Below are 16422 nucleotides of genomic sequence, written 5' to 3' on the forward strand. Positions count from 1 at the left end.
TTCCTGTGTCAGGGCTGCTGATACCTGGAGAGATTACACTGGGCTTAGAGAGCCTAACTTAACTTGCGGAGTAGCCTGGGCGTAACCACCTTGGAGGTATGGCCAGAGAACTGCTGCCGGACGTCCTGTGGGTGCGCGTGAAGGACCTGCTGCCCGTCCATCCTCCTCAACCCAAGGGCGGGCGGCCCTGGAAAGAGGACCGGCTCGCGCTGCGCGGCATCATCTTCGTGCTCAAGGCCAACGTCCCCTGGGAGTTGCTGCCCGCCGAGGTGTTCGGCGTGTGCGGCATGACGTGCTGGCGACGCCTACGCGACTGGGCCGAAGCGGGAGTGTGGGAACGCCTCCAGCGACTGCTGGAGGCGGAGTTGGGAGGCCAGGACCTGATTGACTGGAAACGAGCCGCCATCGACTCCACGTCGGTGCCGGCAAAAAGGGGGGTCTACTCACCGGCCCCAACCCGACGGACCGAGGGCGTCCGGGCAGCAAGCACCACCTGGTGACCGACGGCGCGGGCCTGTCGCTGGCCGAGTCCCTCACTCCGGCCAACACGCATGACAGTCGTGAGGCGCTGCCGCTCGTGGACGAGATTCCTCGCGTGAAGTCTCCGCGGGGCGCGTCGCGCAGGCGGCCCGGCAAATTGCATGCGGACAAGGGCTACGATTATCCGCGTGTGCGCCAGGGACTGCGTCAGCGGCACATCCAACCGAGGATTGCTCGCCGGGGCGTGGAGTCCTCCACTCGCCTGGGCCGCCACCGGTGGGTGGTGGAACGGACCTTTGCCTGGTTGAAGTTCTTTCGCCGCCTTGTCATCCGCTACGAAGTGCGCGACGACATCCACTTCGCCTTCCTCCAGCTCGCCTGCTGCCTCATCCTCGTCCGGAGGTTGAGTTAGGCTCTCTTAATCCGCTAAGAACATATTTTGGTAGGAAGACGTGGCGCCAAGTAATGATGCCCAGGGCGAAGTGCAGCATCCCCAGGGAGGTGTCTTCGCGCTTCTCCCTACACACCAGCAATCGACGGAAACGCGTGAGCCAGGCGTAGGTTCGCTCCACCACCCAGCGCCGTGCTTTCTAGTGCCTTTGGCGCTTGGCCTTCTTCTTCTGTGGTTCGCGTAAGGGCACGTGTAGGCGAAAACCGAACTCCGCCGCCAAACGGCGTACCTTGAGCTTGCCCCAGTTACGTGGCTCTCACGCACTTGATGTGCACGACGTGCTTGCGGCGCTCTCTGCTCGTGGGAGCGGGCGGGCGTCGTCCTTAAGGAGCGGAGCGCCCGCCGACCTCCGGGAAGCGCTCGTAGGCCTGCTTAAGCGCGTCCAGGTGGGCGGGGTTGTCCAGGTCGAGCGGTGTATCGGTAAGCTGCACGAGCCACCCACCCGTCGCGGTCCGCCGCGCACGTGACAGCAGTTCCGAATCACGTGCTGGGTCCGGAAAGCCAATGGCCCGTGCGGCAGCGGCCGACCAGTAATTCAGCCATCCAAGGTAGGCAGGAATCTCGGGCGAACGGATGTGCTCGAAGAGCTTCAGGGCGGGCAACCCCCGGCGTGGGGATGGCGGTCCTTCCAGCGTCGGTGCGGTTTGATACGCGATGTCCAGAGCGGCTTCACCCGGCGTCGCATGCCCCCAGAATGCGCGGGCTCCCTCCGCGATGCGTTCCAGCATCTCCACCGCTGCCGAGATGACGACTGCGTCGAGTGGCAGCTTGGCGTGAACATCGAGCAGCGGCTGCTGACCGCCAGGGGCGTGGGGGGCGGAGGTTTGTAACCCATACACGGTAATGGGAGAGCGCTCATCGCCGTTGCATACCAGAGGAAACTCCCCGTCCTTGGTTCTCCCTACGAGCCATGTGTCGCGCTGCGGCAATGCGATGGGTCGCCCATTTTCAGAAACCTCCCACGCCATGCGCAAGCCGGGAAGCGCTTGTTCCATCCCCTGGACAATTTCGAGTGTGCGACCGTCTTCGCGCACCAGAGCAGGCGCATAGACGATGATGCCGAGTTTCTTTCGTCGAGTCATCGAGTGCACCCTGTGACGACGATTTTGAGGAACCGATCCTCCTGCAGCAGCGCGTCCTTGTGCTCCTCGGTGCTTACCCCCACAACGTAAGCATATCCGCAGTGTCGAGCAGCGTCGCGCTGCTTGCGCAATTGCTTCAGCTCCCGCTTGATTTCCTTGTCCTGGACGAAGTCAGGGTACGTATCAAATCGATGGGTCTTGATTTCCCACAGCACACGCGCGCCGACTTGCAGCGCATCGAAGCTCACACCGTTCACGAGTACATCCATTCCGGGGTAGCGGTTGGGCGGAAACTGATCGGCGCACCTGTTGTGCGCGTCATCCTTGCCCTCGTGCGGCACGGGTATGGGCTCGCACCTGCGGCGGCGCTCGCTCTCCGTGACCTCGGTTGGACCCACGGGAGGGTAATCCGGCCCTTTTGGCTCCGGCTTGGGCCTTTGTCCTGGTGTGGCCTTCATCGGTGCGGTCTTGGTGACAGGTACGGGGTGCGGTTCCAGCACCGGGCGCGTTTCGGGGCGACCCCTCCTCAGTTCGTATGTGTCCAGGGCCTCTTTGATGAGGACGCCCACCACCACGACGCCGGTCACCACCACCGCCCCCACGGCAATCTCCGGCGCCGCCAGGACGCACAGACCGAGCCCCATGGCCGCGGCCCCAGCAGAGGCCATCCAACATCTTCCCGAGGGGTCGTGAAACTCAACCCGGTCATGGTCGAGGGCCTGATAGCAGCGCTCCGCCAATACGGGCCAGGGCCGCGAAGCCTCTTGGACCACGCACCGTCCCCCATCCGTCCAAGGGAGGGCCGCCGCCCGCTGGAGGTTGGCATACTTCGAGTTCCAGTCCTCGGTCTCATCCTTGCTCGGCGCTGACGTCGCGCAGGCGGAGACGTGGAGCAGAAGTGCGATGCACGTGCGAAGGCGCATGGATGGGTCCTCTGTTGTTCGATTTCCGCCGCCACGTGGAGAATCAACGCGTACCGCGTATGCCTTGGGGTGACGCGAGGGGGCAGGAGTTCATGGCGCCTCGTTACAGCTCCCCCTCGTCTTCCTGGTCGTACGCCTTGCCGTCGACGCGGTCCCGGCTGATGGCGGCGAGCATGTCTCCCGCGCTGGGCAGGGTGTGGCGCGCGACGTGGGTGCTCGGGTCCCACACCCGGCCGCGAATCAGCGCGCGGGCGCACTGGAAGTACACGGACTCCACCTTCACGACGAGCACCGTCTTGGGCGGGCTCTTGCCCGGGCTCGTGAAGCGCTCCAGCCAGCGCGGCTCGATGGAGATGGAGGCCCGGCCCCGCACGCGCATCATCTCCCCCACGCCCGGCACCAGGAAGAGCAGCGCCACGCGCGGATCCTCCACGATGTTCAGCAGGCTCTCGATGCGGTTGTTGCCCGGGCGGTCCGGAATGAGCAGCGTCCGCTCGTCGAACACCTCGACGAAGCCCGCGCCGTCGCCCCGGGGCGAGCAGTCGACATGGTGCGCGCCCGCCGTGGCCAGCACGACGAAGGGCGAGGCCTTGATGAACGGCCGGTACTGGGGATGGACGTGGTCCACTTCCTTGGTGAATGCGAGCGCGTAGGGCTCGCCGTAGTGCTGCCGCAGCTGCTCGGCGGTCTCGAGCAGGCCGCCGCGGGTCGTCACGTCGTTCATGGGGCTCCGTGCCTGGGAGGGCCTGCCTGGCGGGTGGGCACTCGCGCCTTGATCTTCAGGGGATCGCCGCCCAGGTTGTAGGGAAGGGGTGGGGAGCGTCACGGAGGACACATTCGTCTTCCCGGGGCCTCCGCGCCCTGCTTGCCCGCCCGGGTTCTGTGAGTACATCTCGCCATGTTCGACACGCGCCACATCGACCCCTTCTGGAAGGGGCTGCAGTCCTGTGAACCGTACCGGCCCGCGGCGGACTGGTTGCTGGAGAGCCCGTATCACCGGCCCACGGACCTGTCGGCGCTTCCGGTGGAGACCCTGGACGAGCCCTTGCGGCCCGACACGCTGCTGACCCAGCGCTCGCTCGTGCTCAACCGGCTGCTCTTCAACATCTACCAGCAGAACAACCTCTACCTGCCCGAGGGGCGCTTCTCCGAAGCGGACACGCGGGCCTTCCAGGGCTTCTACGCGCCGCAATTCGTGGCGGCCAACGCGCTGGTGCGGCCCGCGCTCGATCGCACGTGCTTCGACTTCCTGTCCCGGGAGATCTCCGTGGACGGACCCTGGACGATCGAGCACCTGGAGGAGTACTGCACCCGGCTGCTGGCGGACTACGAGGCCACCCCCAGCGACTTGTGCCTGCGCATCGAGGCCTCGCCGCATCCCCAGCAGGCGGCCCGGGCCTATCTGGTGCAGCTCGCGGTCGACTTCCTCGCCGAGGCCTCGCAGATGGCCCTGGCCCTGCCCGGCAACTACGGCCCGGCGCAGTCGGAGATGATGAAGATCTTCATCGACGAGTTCGGCTACGGGGTGCACCAGAAGAAGCACTCCACGCTCTTCGTGAAGACGATCGAGTCGGTGGGGCTGAGCGCGCGGATGCACACGTATTACTACTGGTATCTGCCCAGCTCGCTGCTGCTGACCAACTACTTCTTCTGGACCACCGTCCACAAGCCCAGCTGGTTCGAGTCCCTGGGCGGGCTGTACTGGGCGGAGGCGGTCAATCCATACTTCCATCGCCGCTTCGGCCAACTGCTCAAGAAGGTGTTTGGCAGGGAGAAGACAGACACGGGCTACTTCGACGAGCACGCCGGCATCGACCTTCACCACCGGCGCATGGCCTTCGACAAGCTCATGCGCCCGATGGTGCGGCAGTACGGGGACGCGGTCATTCCCGCCATGGTGCGCGGCATCGAGACCTACCGGCTGCTGGGGGACCTGACCGAGCGCGACTTCCTGGCCCAGATGGACTTCTGTGATGCGCTGTTGACGGGCGGGGCGGCGGCCTCCGGACCCGTGGACCTGTCGCTCGCCGAGGAGCGCCCCCGGGGGTTCCTGCTGGAGCCCCGGGTGTGTGACGTCGACACGGTGGTGGCCGTGGCGCGGGGCGAGGTCGAGGTGGACGCGGGTTATCTCCAGCCGCGGCGGCTGGGGGCGGGGGAGGCCGTGCGCGTGCCCGCGGGCCGGATGGTGGGCGCCCGCGTCGTGAGCGAGGGCGCACGGCTGTCCGTGGCACCCGAGCGGCCGGTGGGCCGGGGATGAGGGTTCAGCTGGAGGCGCGGCACTGGAGTCAGGTGCGCGTCGGCGATGCGCGCTACCTGTGCCTGCGCCAGGCGGGCCGACTGGTGGTCATCCGGGACGAATGCAAGCACCGCGGGGGCCCGCTCAGCCTGGGCACCTGGGACGAGGCCACGGAGTGCGTGACCTGTCCCTGGCACGAGATCGTCAACTCGCCGAGGGATCTCGCGCGGCGTCAGGTGCCCTCGGTCCGGGTGGGCGGGGTGATGCACATCCTCGTTCCCGAGCCCTCCTGAGCCAGGCCCGGTCGAGGGACGGGGCTCGCGCCGCGATCAATCGGCGAGGCAGCCCGTATCGAGCAGCGCCATCTCCCCGGCGATCGTGCGCAGATCGGCCTTCAAGAACTCGATCGCCCTGCGCGCCCTGGGGCCACCGTCCTTCGTGTACTTCATGACCTGCGTCATCCCGAACAGGGTCGCGATCGCCCTGCCGGCGAGGACCTGGTGCGGTTGGGTCAGCTCGCGATCGAGGAAGGCCACGTCCACGTGCGGGAGCGCGGGCCCCGTGAGCGGATGGGCGGCGAGGAACTCGCTCAGCGTGCGGCCCCGGGCCGCGCGCAGGCAGTGCTCCGCGAGTTGCTGGTTCAGCAGATCATTGTTCCCATCGAAGATGGGGAAGACCCGCGCGTCGAGGGCCGCCTGCGCCGCGATGTTCGAGGGCGCGCCGAAGCGGTAGCCCTCGCCGCCACACATCTGCTGGTAGTGGAGCGCCGAGGCGAGCATGCGGTCGGTGCACAGCGTCTTGATCGCCTGCACCGCGAAGAAACTCCCCATCATGTCCTCGCGCAGGTCCGCCTCGGCCTCGAGGTAGCGACAGGCGGCCTCGCAGATGGTCATCGAGGACTCGATCCACTTGAGCCGGTACCGCGCGTAGCCGATGTCGGCGATGCGCACGGGGCCTATCCGCCGTTCCTCCGCCCGCGCTTGCGCGTCCCGGGAAATGCGCTTCAAGAAGCCGCTCGCCAGCGCGGCCATGCTGATCCGCGGAGGGCAGAGCATCTCCAGCGCCCCGCTCAAGTCGTGCTCCTCGCACTGGAGCTTGCGGTGCTTGGGGACGAAGGCGTCGATCTCGTTGAGCCCGTAATCGATGAGCTTGAGTCCCAGGGGGCGATACCGCTCGACCGTCTTGAACCCCTCGGTCCGCTTGACGACGAAGTAGGCATACCGCTTGGTCGACCTGTCCACGTGCCGCGCGCTCACGACCCACCAGTGAGCGCTCCCGCTGAAGGCCTGCCAGTGCTTTTGACCGCGAATCCGGTAGCCGCCGTCGACCTCCTCGAAGCTCGTGGTCATGCGCGACATCGATGAGCCACAATCGGGCTCGGTCAGCGCGAAGCCGCCGATCAGCGGCTGCTGGGCGAAGAGCGGAAGCACCTCCTGCTTGAGCGCGTCGGTGCCGTTCTTGGCGACATGGCGCAAGAACAGCAAGCTGACCACCATCGTGCACATGCCCAGGGGCAGGCTGTGCTCGGAGATGCGCTCGATCAGTCGACACATCTCGACGTGGCTGTCCCTGCCGCCGTACTCCTTCGGCAACGCGGGCAGAAGCAGGCCAGCCCTCGTCAATGACTCCCAGTCCTCGCGGGAGATGTCCGCCTGGGGGTGGGTTTTCGAGTCGAAGCGTCCTTGGACGTGCGAATCGATGGTGTTCAAGAACTCTTCGGTGGAGAGGGACAAGAGATTCATGCGCATCAACCTAGCAGTCTCCTCACCGCCTCCTGGACCGCTCCGCGGGGTGTAATCCCTCTCCCCTGGGGCGGCACGACTCCCAATGCCTACCGCGTACGCCCTGGACTCACTTCAAGCTACATTTCCGCTCAAACGTGTTTTTGTCGCTCTTGCCGTAAAACGTGAAATACGGTTGAATACGGGAATCCTATTCCGAGCCGCCGCTGGCGCTCCCCGAGGATCCCGACCATGAAGAAGACACTGCTGATGGCGTTCGTTTCCGGTCTGCTGCTCGCCGCTTGCGGAGCGCCTGGCCCCGAGGAACTGCAGATTCCCACGGACGAGCTGGCCACGTCGCAGAGCGCCCTCTGTGAGGGCTGGGACTCGGGAGCGCGGCGTTGTTCCTTCAAGTGCTACAGCGACTCCACGTGGTGGACCACCACGTCTGGCACCGTCGCCCACAATCAGTGCCAGGAGTTCGCCAACAACGCGTGCGGACGCACCGCGTACGGCGCCTGCTGGAGCAAGTAGCGCCTGGCTCGCTCCACACGGACCCCTCGTTCCCCAAGGATTTGCCCATGAAGATGAAGACCCTGTTCCTCGGCCTCGTGTCTGGTCTCCTCCTCACCGCCTGCGGCGCTCCCTCCCCGGAGGAAGAAGCCGCCGAGCAGCTCGGCGCGACCGAGCAGGCCGTCTGTGAAGGCTGGGCCGCTGGCGGGCGGCAGTGCACCTGGAAGTGCACCGGCACGGAGAGCAAGTGGTCGGGGTGGACCGGCGTGGTCTATGGCCAGTGCGAGGCCACCGCGACGGCCGCCTGTGGCCGCTCCCCGGCCGCCGTCTGCTGGAGCCGCTGAGCCCACTCCGGAGGCGTCAGCTCCTGTTGACAGCCAGCCCCAGGACTCGATATATTTTCAGGGTAGTCGAATATTTCCAGCAAGGCGGGAAACCATGAAGAGCAAGATTGCTTCCGCGGTGGTGGCCATGGCTGTGTTCGCGGTGCTCGCGGTATCGGCCCCCGCTCGGGCGGAAGGGCTCAGCGTCTGTGACCTGGATCCGAACACCAACGCCTCCAGCTGGTTCGCGCACGCCGTGGGCATGTGCCGCCCCTGAGCAGGTGTCGCGGGAGGCCTTGAGCCTCACGGAGTTCCCGGGGGCGCCCATGAGGCGCCCCTTGCTTTTTTCCAGGGCCTCGGTGGAGAAGCGCCCATGGCCCTGCCTCGGGACGAGCCCTCGCGCTGACCGGCCCGCCCCTCCGCGCGCCGCCTGGAGTACGGCGGCCACGCCCTGCTCCGTGAGTTCGAGGGGCAGGTCACGGTTCCACGGACACACACGCCAGCACCGTTCGACCGTGAAGCAGTCGGGTGCGCGGCGCCGCGGCGAAAATTCGTTCGCGCGTGTCGATCCCCTGCATCGTCGTTCGTCGTCCGGGGCAGAACGCGTTGTTCCACCCACCTTTCGACATGGGGACGTCATGAACAAGCAGGTCATCTTCAACCTTCCGGTCAAGGACCTGGACAAGTCCAAGGCCTTCTTCTCCGCGCTCGGCTTCAGCTTCGATCCACGCATGAGCAACGAGAGCGCGGCGTTCATGATCATCGCGGAGGGCAGCATTCACGCCATGCTGACGGCCGAGGCGTTCTTCAAGACCCTCATCGACAAGCCCGTCGTGCAGGCGAAGGAGGCCAACGAGGTCGTCATCTGCCTGATCTGCGAGAGCCGGGACGAAGTGGACGCCCTGATCGCCAAGGCCGTCGCCGCCGGCGGCCGGACGCCGCATCCGCCCGAGGACCACGGCTTCATGTATGACCAGGGTTTCGAGGACCTCGACGGCCACCTGTGGAACCTGGTCTGGACGGCGCCGCAGGCCTGAGCCGGCGCAACGCGACGGACTTCTGGAAGCGCTTCTTCGACAAGCAAGCCCAGGAGAAGTTCTACACCGAGTGCTTGGGGTAATGCTCATACTCGGTGATCGAGCAGTACAAGAGGGTCCTGGCAAACGGATACCTCGCTCTGGACGGCCAAGAGAGTTCCCAGCCCCATCGGTTCGGACAAGGTCCGGTTGCTCGTCCACTTCGAATGCGAGGCCAAGGTCTTCGGCATGGGCGGCTCGTTGGAAAGCTTCGGCTTTTGGACGCTCCTCACGACGCACGACTGGGACTGTTGCGGGCCCCTGCTTACTGGTGACCGTGGAACGCCACCGTTCCACGTCAACGGGAGGATGTGCGATGGACATCCAGCAGAAGGCCGAGGGCCGCGCCGCCACCGCGCGGCCGGTTCGCGTCGTCCAGCGGGCGAGGCGCGCGGAGGGGGGACGGTCATGAGCAAGCCTCGGATCCTGGTGACGGGGGGGACGGGCAAGACGGGCGCGCGACTGGTGCGGCGGCTGCGGGAGCTGGACTGGCCGGTGCGGCTCGCGAGCCGCTCGGGTCAGGCGCCCGACGGGGTGGAGGCCGCGCGCTTCGACTGGCTGCGGCCGGAGGGTCATGCCGCCGTCCTGGAGGGCGTGGAGCGGGTCTACCTCGTGGCTCCCGAGGGCGTGCCCGATCCGGCCGCTCCCATGAAAACCTTCATCGAGCGGGCACTCGGGGCGGGGATGCGCCGCTTCGTGTTGCTCAGCTCCTCGGCGGTTCCCGAGGGAGGGCCGTTCATGGGCGGACTGCATCGCTTCCTGCACGAGCGCGCGCCGGAGTGGACGGTGCTGCGCCCCTCGTGGTTCATGCAGAACTTCTCCGAGGGTCCCTCCCGGGACGACGTGCGCGATGAGGACGCGCTCTATTCCGCAGCGGGGGAGGGGCGCGTGCCCTTCATCGACGCGGGAGACATCGCGGAGGTGGGCCTCCGGGCCCTCATCGATCCGACGGCGCACAACACCGAGCACGTGATCACGGGGCCCCGGACGCTGAGCTACGCGGAGGTGGCCGACATCCTCGGCGCCGCGCGGGGCCGGGCCGTGCGCCACGTCTCCCTTTCCGAGGCGCAGTACACCGCGTACTGGGTCCGCCACGGATTGCCGCCAGACTACGCCGCGCTGCTGTCGGCCTCGGATGTGGCCATCTCCCAGGGGTCGGAGGACCGGACGACCGACGCCGTGGAGCGGGTGACGGGCCGACCTCCACGGGACCTGGTGGACTTCGCTCGGGAGCATGCCGCGGCCTGGCGCGCGTGATTCCAGGTCGGGGGCTAGGGGGGTCCCAGCCGCATGAGCACCTCGGCGATGCCGTCCTCGTGCTCCGGCTGCGCTTGGGCCACGGGGCGGAAGCCGCACTTCTCGAGGACGCGGATCGACGCCCCGTTGTGCTGGGCGACCCACGCATGCAGGGGACGTATCGGCTCGAGCGCCAGGAACGCCGCGAGCGCCCGCGTCGCGAGGCCTTGGCCCCAGTGCTCGCGGCCCACCCAATAGGCGATGAGCCGCTGGGTGTCCTGGTCCCAACTGCTGACGTAGCCCGCCACGACTCCGTCCACGAGGATCGTGCGGGTCACGTTCTCGGGGCGGAGGACCTTCGTGCGCCAGTGGGTCAGGAAGGCGTCGCGCTCGCGCGAGGAGAAGGCGGCCATCCGCAGCGCGTCGGGGTCGCGTTGGTGTTCGAAGAAGCGCGGGAGGTCTTCCTCCGAAACGGGGCGCAGGGTCATCACGTGATCGTCTCCGCGAGCCAGGGCGACGCGCGACTTTAATCCCGTCGATGCGAAGGTGAACAACTCCGAGTAATCGCGCCCCCAACGATTGCCGGATCCCGCGACCGTTCCTATTGCTGAGGCCTCTTCACGGGAGAGGAGTCACGGAATGGGGATGAGCAAGTGGGGCGCGTGTGTCCTCGCGCTGATGGTCGTGGCCTGTGGGGGTCCGGTCGAGATGGCGCCGCCGCCGTCCGAGCAGACCCAGGGAGCGCTGCGGTTGCCGTTGACCGCGCCGAGTCCCGAGGGAACGGTCAAGCTGGTGGGCGCCACGTTCACCCTCACGGGCCCCCAGACGGTGTCCATCACGGACACGTCGGCCGACACGTTGACCGTGCCGCTCGTGCCGGGCGACTACACCCTCGAGCTGGGCGGGGACTGGCACCTGGAGCGCCTGTCGGCGCCCGGCACGACCCTGGCCGCCGAGCTGCTGTCGTCCACCGTGCTGACGTTCTCGGTGCTCAAGGGGCAGACGACCCAGGTGCGCTACCTCTTCAATCTCGCGGGCAGCGGCGGCGTGGACGTGGGCATCACGGTGAACAAAGGGGGCTACATCTCGGGCCTCCTGACGTTCTCCCTGCACGAGGGTCCCGAGGACTCCGAGTTCAAGTCGCTCGTGGGCAAGAGCGTGCCCTTCGTCATCAGCTTCGAGGCGGCTCGCGTGATCAAGGACGGCTCGGTGGGCCCGAGGGGCATCTCCGTGGAGACCGGTCCCATCACCGTGCAGTTCGGCGGAGCGGACGGGGCCCTGCTGGAGAAGCACGTGTCGCCCTTCTTCACGGGGCAGCCCATCACCTTCACCGTGAACCGCTTGCCGGACGGATACCAGGTGTTGGGCGCCTTCTGGATCGACGGTGTCGGCAGCGGCTCGCCGCTCGATTTCCTCTCGCGGGCCAGCCAGCCGTTCCTGGGCACCGTGGACAGCGCGGGCTACCCCGCGCTGAGCGCCTTCGAGTTCCAGTCCACCATGGTCTTCAGTCTCCACGCGTTCGGGGACCTGAGTGGCACGTTCGCCGGCAAGGTGCTGCCCCGGTAGTTGCGCGAATCATCGATGTTCCTGGGCGCGGACTCCCGGGTGCACTCCGCGCCGGAAATGTCACCCCAAGTACGGATCGGATAGTCTCCTAGCGGACGTCAGGGCTTTTCCCTGTCGACATCGCTCTGAGGAGACCTCCGTGCCGCTCAAACCGTTCATCCCGCTGTCCATGGCGTTCGGTGCCCTGGGACTCGTGGCGTGTTCCACGAAGCCCGTCGTCGACGTCGAGAAGGCCGCGCCTCGGATGGCCCTGGCGGCGGTCCCGTCGGGGGCGTGTCAGGCGGACCCCGCCTGGCTCACCAACGCCACGCTGCCGAGCGAAGTGCCTGGCAACGAGTCGATGTGCGACTTCCAGCAGTTCATGTGGCAGAGCATGCTCGCGCTCGTCCAGCCCGCCAGCGGCAATCCCAACCAGTTGCAATTCGAGACGTGGATGCCCTCGTATGGCATCTTCATCAAGGACGGAACGCCGACGCCGTGGGGCCAGGAGCCGCCGACCTCCTGCTCCACCGCCGCCAAGCGCACCGCGGTGTCCGGGAAGACGCCCCGCCTCTATTCCGACATCACCAAGCAGGCCGGAGCGGATCAGCCGCTGATCGATTTGAAGGGCGAGTTCGTCTACTACAGCATGTCCGTGAATCAGAGTGCCTACGACATGCTCACGTCCTGTCAGCTCTACAAGGCCCACTGCGCGGGCCCGCTCCTGCCGGGCAACAAGGGCATCGACCTGAGCAGCAAGTACCCGGACCTGGCCCTGCCCGACACCGCCGTCGAGCTCAAGACGAGCTGGATGGTGCTCGATGAGGCGGGTGTGTCCTCGGGCCTCTACTACGTGGTCCCCGGCGTCATCCAGTACAAGGGCGGGCCCTGCCGCCAGGTCAACCTGGGGCTGACGGGAATGCACATCGTGTCCAAGACGCCGAAGTTCCCGGCGCTCATCTGGGCCACGTTCGAGCACCGCAACAACGCGCCCGATTGCAGCAACACCTCGGCCCCCCCGCCGCTCGGCGGCGCGTGGAACTTCTACAACCCGAGCTGCACCCAGTGCGTGACCAACACCTATCAGGCGGGCAAGCCCGCCCAGGTCTGCCGCATGCATCCCGAGGGGGACTCGGCCGTGGGGACCTTCCCGGCGGGGGATGACTGCGAGGCCAATCCCAACCAGTTCGCCTGTCAGGACAAGACGAAGCAGATGCTCGCCCAGAGCAGCGCGGCCATGCAGTCCATCAACGCCAGTGTCCAGGCGCTCATCCAGGCCAACCCCACCCGCATCAACAAGGTCTGGGCCAACTACGAGCTCGTGGGCAACGTGTGGACCGTCAATGGGACCCTGCCCCCCTACCTGCAAGCGCAGCAGGGCTCGCTGTCGGCCGCCAACACCTCCATGGAGACCTTCGTCCAGAACGGCGTCGCGGCGGTGAGCAACCCCTACAACTGCTTGAGCTGCCACAACATGCAGGGGTCCACCAACCTCCAGAACCTGCCGCCCGTGGGGTTGAGCCACCTGTTCCACAACGTCCAGATGCCGGGCGGATGCGAGAACGGTGCCCTGCCCACCACCTGCAATCCCTACCTCTCCAGCCACTAGCGCCCCGAGCCGACCGCCATGAGCTATCTCGACCTGCCGCGCATCAACTTCTCGGGGACCTTCCAGGCCTCGCCCTCCACCATCAACAACACGCCCAACAATTACAACCCGGCCAACTACAACGCGGACTCGCTCAAGGCCGAGAACATCGAGCTGTACTGGGAGCCCAAGGGGGATGGGGTCTTCGATCTCATCAACTGCCAGGTGACGACCGTCGAGGCCCCCGGGGTGACCCAGGATCCGCTCCTGGGCAGCTCGGTCACGGCCCTGTACACGGGGGCTCCACCCAAGATGGTGGACCTGGATCCCATGCAACAGAACGGCAGTGAGATCTGGGGCCTCACCGTCATGCTCGGCGATTTCAGCGGCGCCTATGTCCAGGGCGTCTTCTCGCCGGTGGCCTTCAACGGCATCTGGGGCAACTCGCAGGGGCCCAACTCGCCCCGCAACTCCGCGAGCGGTTCGGCCGTCTATCAGTCGACGCTCACCCAATTGAAATGGAATGTCACGGGCTCGCCGCTCCTCCAGAAGCTCCAGGCCCTGTCACCCAACCGCCTGTCCATTCGTCTGGTGGTCAGCGCCCACAACAACGCGCCCCAGCTCTATGCCTTCACCTCCGACACCTTCCAGGCGATGCAGGCCCAAGGTGTTCCCCAGGCGGTGCTGAGCCAGCTCACGAGTCTCCAGGACTACGTGATGAACTTCGACGACAATGGCAATCCCGTGCCTCCTGGGCGGGGGTTCATCCCCACGCAGAGCTACGTCGACTCGCTGCTCGTGCAGCTGCTGGGGCAGAGCACGGCACAGCAGTACGGCCCGGTCATCCTGGCGGCGGCCCAGCGGCCCTACACGCCCTGGACCTACCCCAAGACGACGATCCCCCTGCCCGAGCAGCCCCTCTTCAACTTCAATTATGGGAAGGTCGTCGGCTCCGTGGGGCCGTGCCTGGATGACGAGCCCACCTTCGCCGTGCCGGCGCGCACCCTGGCGCCTCCCACGCAAACGACGAAGCCCGCGGCGTGGTGGGCCCAGGCCCAGCTGGACGTGAAGAGCAGCACCCCCTCGCTGACGATCGACCTCGCCAACTCGCTGCCCGTCGAGCTGCCGGGACGCCCCCTGTGGTCGGAGAAGCTCGGCACCCTGTCGCTCGCCTACTACACCGTCTCGGGCGGCACCAAGACGTACACGACCGTCGTCCCGTCGATCGACTACACCAACGCGGACTTCATCGACAAACAGTCCGGCATGCTGGTGATCTCCAACTTCGGCTCCGTCGATCCCAAGAGCCTCGCCAACCTGCCCCTCGCGCTGCGCAGTACGGCGAAGAACGACAAGGGCGTCGTCGTGACCCAGACGCTGCTGGAGGAGAACGCGGAGGGTTTGAGCCTGCGCGCCGACAAGTTCATCTTCCGCATGAATCCGGGCATGCAGACCACCCCCTCCTTTCCGCGAGGAGAGACGCATGTCGTCGATTTCTACGCGCGCAAGTTCGGCCGGGTCGAGGGCACGGAGCAGTGGAAGGTCAGCCTGAACACCCTGGATCCGAGCGCGGCGGTGACCTACACCCTCGGCACCCTGGGCACGTCGGGCACCCATGGCATCGACGAGAACAACCTCTCGACGCCCCCCGGACGGCTGCAACTGTCCGGCAACCCCGTGCCCCTCGTGGGCGGCAAGGCCTCCGTCACCCTCACGGGCAAGGACCCGGGCAATCCGCGCGGCTACGTCGACGGGCAGGTCTACTTCACCCAGTACACCTTCTCGCCCCAGGTCTCGGACTACAACCAGGACCCCAATGATCTGCTCAGCACCCAGATCTACCAGCAGAACCCCATCTCGGGCACGCCCACGTGGATCAATGGGATTGGCGACATCCTGCGGCAGTACGGCATGCTCTATCCCATCATGGGCCGCTTCCAGCTCTGGACCTATGAGGGGGTGGTGGGCAACCGCGAGAAGATCCAGCGAGTGCTCAGCCTGGACATCACCCAACCGCTGCACATGCCGGTGACGCGGGACCTGTCGGCCATCCGGTGCAGCCTCATCCTGAACTGGTTCAACACGGGCATGCCCTATGGGCCCGTGGGTCCCGTGGGAGGCTCGGGCACGAGCTGGAACAACCTGCCCACGGTCGCCAACTGGGGGCGCATGACGAGCCTCGTGGTGCGCTCGGGCGACATCCTCGACGCCATTCAGCCTGGCTATGGCACTAACACCGCGCCCCTCCAGGGAGGCCTGGGCGGCATCGCCACCACCATCGACCTCACCGATGACGCGATCGTGTCGCTCACCGGCTACACGGGTGTCTTCTTCGGCCTTCAGCAGGTCGCGCAGCTCAGCATCCACACCGCGAGTGGCAAGACCCACGGCCCCTTCGGGACCATGGACAACGTGTCCAACGCCCAGCCCTTCACGCTCGCCGCGCCCACGGGCAGCGTGATCCGGTCCTTCTTCGGCAACACGGTGGTGCACTCCGGCGGGGGCACGTACATCGCCGCCCTCGGCGGCAACGTGCAGTTGCCCTAGCCTCCGGGCTGCTCAAGCCCTCGCCCCGCGGCGCGTCCGCCGGGCGAGGGCGGCGCTAGAATCCAACGCCCAGGGAGAGGCTCGCGCTCGGCTGGAAGGAAGACTGCGGGAGGTTGAGCAGGGGGGCGTAATGGAAATACGCGCCACTCACGCCCACTTCGCCCACCCATTCCATTCCGGCCACGGCGGGCAACAGCAGACGCAGCGAGGCGCCCACCTCGGGGCCAGCCGTCTCCACGCCCGTGGCGCCCACGCCCGCGAAATGAAAGCCTCCCCCGTCCTCGCCCACCTGCAGCTCCGCGAAGCCCACGCCCATGCGGGGTTGCAGCCAGACTCCGCCCAGCTTCCAGGACGTGAGCTTCAGCCAGGAGCGGAAGTGGGCGATCTCCGGCGCCTTGTCATGGTGCAGGAAGCCCGAGCCCGTCCCACATCCCTCCAGGGAGAGCATCTCGAGAGGCGAGAGCTCCAGACAGAGCGTCGGACGCAGGCTGGAGGTGGAGGCCCCGACGCGCAGGTTGCCGTAGTTGCGCGGAGGCTCCGCGCTCGCGGCGTCGAGGACCTCCACGGGCTCCGAGGCACTCGCCGCCCCTCCCACCCAGACAACACCCACCAGCGCCGTTCTTCTGAGGCTGCGCAGCGGACTCATCGATGCCCTCGAGCGAAGGATGTGACGGACGAACAGCCCACCGTGTTGTACCACC

Annotated in this window: 17 protein-coding genes and 1 pseudogene; 11 read left to right on the top strand and 7 right to left on the bottom strand. The window is 66.7% G+C overall.

Features of this window, described 5'->3' with window-relative positions; genetic code table 11:
- Nucleotides 1-98: 98 nt before the first annotated feature.
- Nucleotides 99-892 (top strand): IS5 family transposase gene (locus I3V78_RS09820; protein ID WP_204486371.1). Its coding sequence is split into 2 segments (ribosomal slippage): nucleotides 99-435 and nucleotides 435-892, totalling 795 coding nucleotides; the frame shifts between segments, so codons are not numbered across the junction.
- Here I3V78_RS09820 and I3V78_RS39105 read toward each other — a convergent pair.
- The 4 genes and pseudogenes from I3V78_RS39105 to I3V78_RS09835 all read right to left on the bottom strand — a co-directional run.
- A pseudogene (locus I3V78_RS39105) lies at nucleotides 867-1070 on the bottom strand (hypothetical protein); the annotation flags it as partial. The gene I3V78_RS09820 and the pseudogene I3V78_RS39105 sit on opposite strands and share 26 nt — an antisense overlap.
- Nucleotides 1071-1254: 184 nt before the next feature.
- A complete protein-coding gene (locus tag I3V78_RS09825) occupies nucleotides 1255-2013 on the bottom strand; it encodes a DUF5953 family protein (RefSeq protein WP_204486374.1) in 759 nt (252 codons plus the stop codon).
- Nucleotides 2010-2657 carry a DUF6310 domain-containing protein gene (locus I3V78_RS09830; protein WP_338023516.1) on the bottom strand — a complete coding sequence of 216 codons (648 nt, stop codon included), beginning with the start codon at nucleotides 2655-2657 and terminating at the stop codon, nucleotides 2010-2012. Before I3V78_RS09830 ends, I3V78_RS09825 begins: the two co-directional genes overlap by 4 nt.
- Nucleotides 2658-3039: 382 nt before the next feature.
- Nucleotides 3040-3660 (bottom strand): pyridoxamine 5'-phosphate oxidase family protein, encoded by a 621-nt coding sequence (locus I3V78_RS09835; RefSeq protein ID WP_204486378.1) that lies wholly within the window; start codon nucleotides 3658-3660, stop codon nucleotides 3040-3042.
- Between the two features lie 174 nt (nucleotides 3661-3834).
- Here I3V78_RS09835 and I3V78_RS09840 point away from each other — a divergent pair, with 174 nt between their 5' ends.
- Nucleotides 3835-5193: an iron-containing redox enzyme family protein gene (locus tag I3V78_RS09840; protein WP_204486380.1), complete on the top strand. Its 1359-nt coding sequence runs from the start codon at nucleotides 3835-3837 to the stop codon at nucleotides 5191-5193.
- The gene (locus tag I3V78_RS09845) at nucleotides 5190-5465 is read left to right on the top strand and encodes a Rieske 2Fe-2S domain-containing protein (RefSeq protein WP_204486388.1); all 276 of its coding nucleotides are present in this window, start codon (nucleotides 5190-5192) and stop codon (nucleotides 5463-5465) included. The genes I3V78_RS09840 and I3V78_RS09845 overlap by 4 nt, the downstream gene beginning before the upstream one ends.
- A gap of 36 nt (nucleotides 5466-5501) precedes the next feature.
- Here I3V78_RS09845 and I3V78_RS09850 read toward each other — a convergent pair whose 3' ends face one another.
- Entirely contained in the window at nucleotides 5502-6914 is a 1413-nt protein-coding gene (locus I3V78_RS09850; RefSeq protein WP_204486390.1) for an acyl-CoA dehydrogenase family protein, read from the bottom strand.
- 231 nt (nucleotides 6915-7145) lie between these two features.
- Here I3V78_RS09850 and I3V78_RS09855 point away from each other — a divergent pair, with 231 nt between their 5' ends.
- From I3V78_RS09855 to I3V78_RS09875, 5 genes are all read left to right on the top strand, one after another.
- Entirely contained in the window at nucleotides 7146-7427 is a 282-nt protein-coding gene (locus tag I3V78_RS09855) for a hypothetical protein (RefSeq protein ID WP_204486393.1), read from the top strand.
- Nucleotides 7428-7474: 47 nt separating this feature from the next.
- Nucleotides 7475-7750, top strand: a complete 276-nt coding sequence (locus I3V78_RS09860; RefSeq protein WP_204486395.1) for a hypothetical protein — start codon at nucleotides 7475-7477, stop codon at nucleotides 7748-7750.
- A gap of 94 nt (nucleotides 7751-7844) precedes the next feature.
- Nucleotides 7845-8006, top strand: a complete 162-nt coding sequence (locus tag I3V78_RS09865; protein WP_204486398.1) for a hypothetical protein — start codon at nucleotides 7845-7847, stop codon at nucleotides 8004-8006.
- A 361-nt stretch (nucleotides 8007-8367) separates the two neighbouring features.
- Nucleotides 8368-8766 carry a VOC family protein gene (locus I3V78_RS09870; RefSeq protein WP_204486400.1) on the top strand — a complete coding sequence of 133 codons (399 nt, stop codon included), beginning with the start codon at nucleotides 8368-8370 and terminating at the stop codon, nucleotides 8764-8766.
- A gap of 447 nt (nucleotides 8767-9213) precedes the next feature.
- Nucleotides 9214-10062: an ergot alkaloid biosynthesis protein gene (locus I3V78_RS09875; protein WP_204486401.1), complete on the top strand. Its 849-nt coding sequence runs from the start codon at nucleotides 9214-9216 to the stop codon at nucleotides 10060-10062.
- A gap of 14 nt (nucleotides 10063-10076) precedes the next feature.
- Here I3V78_RS09875 and I3V78_RS09880 read toward each other — a convergent pair whose 3' ends face one another.
- Complete coding sequence (locus I3V78_RS09880; RefSeq protein WP_204496568.1) at nucleotides 10077-10529, bottom strand: GNAT family N-acetyltransferase; 453 nt, start codon at nucleotides 10527-10529, stop codon at nucleotides 10077-10079.
- Between the two features lie 157 nt (nucleotides 10530-10686).
- Between I3V78_RS09880 and I3V78_RS09885 the strand changes: the two genes are divergently transcribed.
- The 3 genes from I3V78_RS09885 (at nucleotide 10687) to I3V78_RS09895 (ending at nucleotide 15721) form a co-directional block, all read left to right on the top strand.
- Nucleotides 10687-11607, top strand: a complete 921-nt coding sequence (locus I3V78_RS09885; protein WP_204486403.1) for a hypothetical protein — start codon at nucleotides 10687-10689, stop codon at nucleotides 11605-11607.
- Between the two features lie 139 nt (nucleotides 11608-11746).
- Nucleotides 11747-13195, top strand: a complete 1449-nt coding sequence (locus I3V78_RS09890) for a hypothetical protein (protein ID WP_204486406.1) — start codon at nucleotides 11747-11749, stop codon at nucleotides 13193-13195.
- Nucleotides 13196-13213: 18 nt separating this feature from the next.
- A complete protein-coding gene (locus I3V78_RS09895; RefSeq protein WP_204486407.1) occupies nucleotides 13214-15721 on the top strand; it encodes a jacalin family lectin in 2508 nt (835 codons plus the stop codon).
- A gap of 55 nt (nucleotides 15722-15776) precedes the next feature.
- Here the strand turns inward: I3V78_RS09895 and I3V78_RS09900 are convergent, their stop codons facing one another.
- Nucleotides 15777-16367, bottom strand: coding sequence for a hypothetical protein (locus I3V78_RS09900; RefSeq protein WP_239576370.1), 591 nt, complete (start codon nucleotides 16365-16367; stop codon nucleotides 15777-15779).
- Nucleotides 16368-16422 lie beyond the last annotated feature (55 nt).

It is taken from the genome of Archangium primigenium (assembly GCF_016904885.1).
In the GTDB taxonomy this organism is placed as follows: Bacteria; Myxococcota; Myxococcia; order Myxococcales; family Myxococcaceae; genus Cystobacter; species Cystobacter primigenius.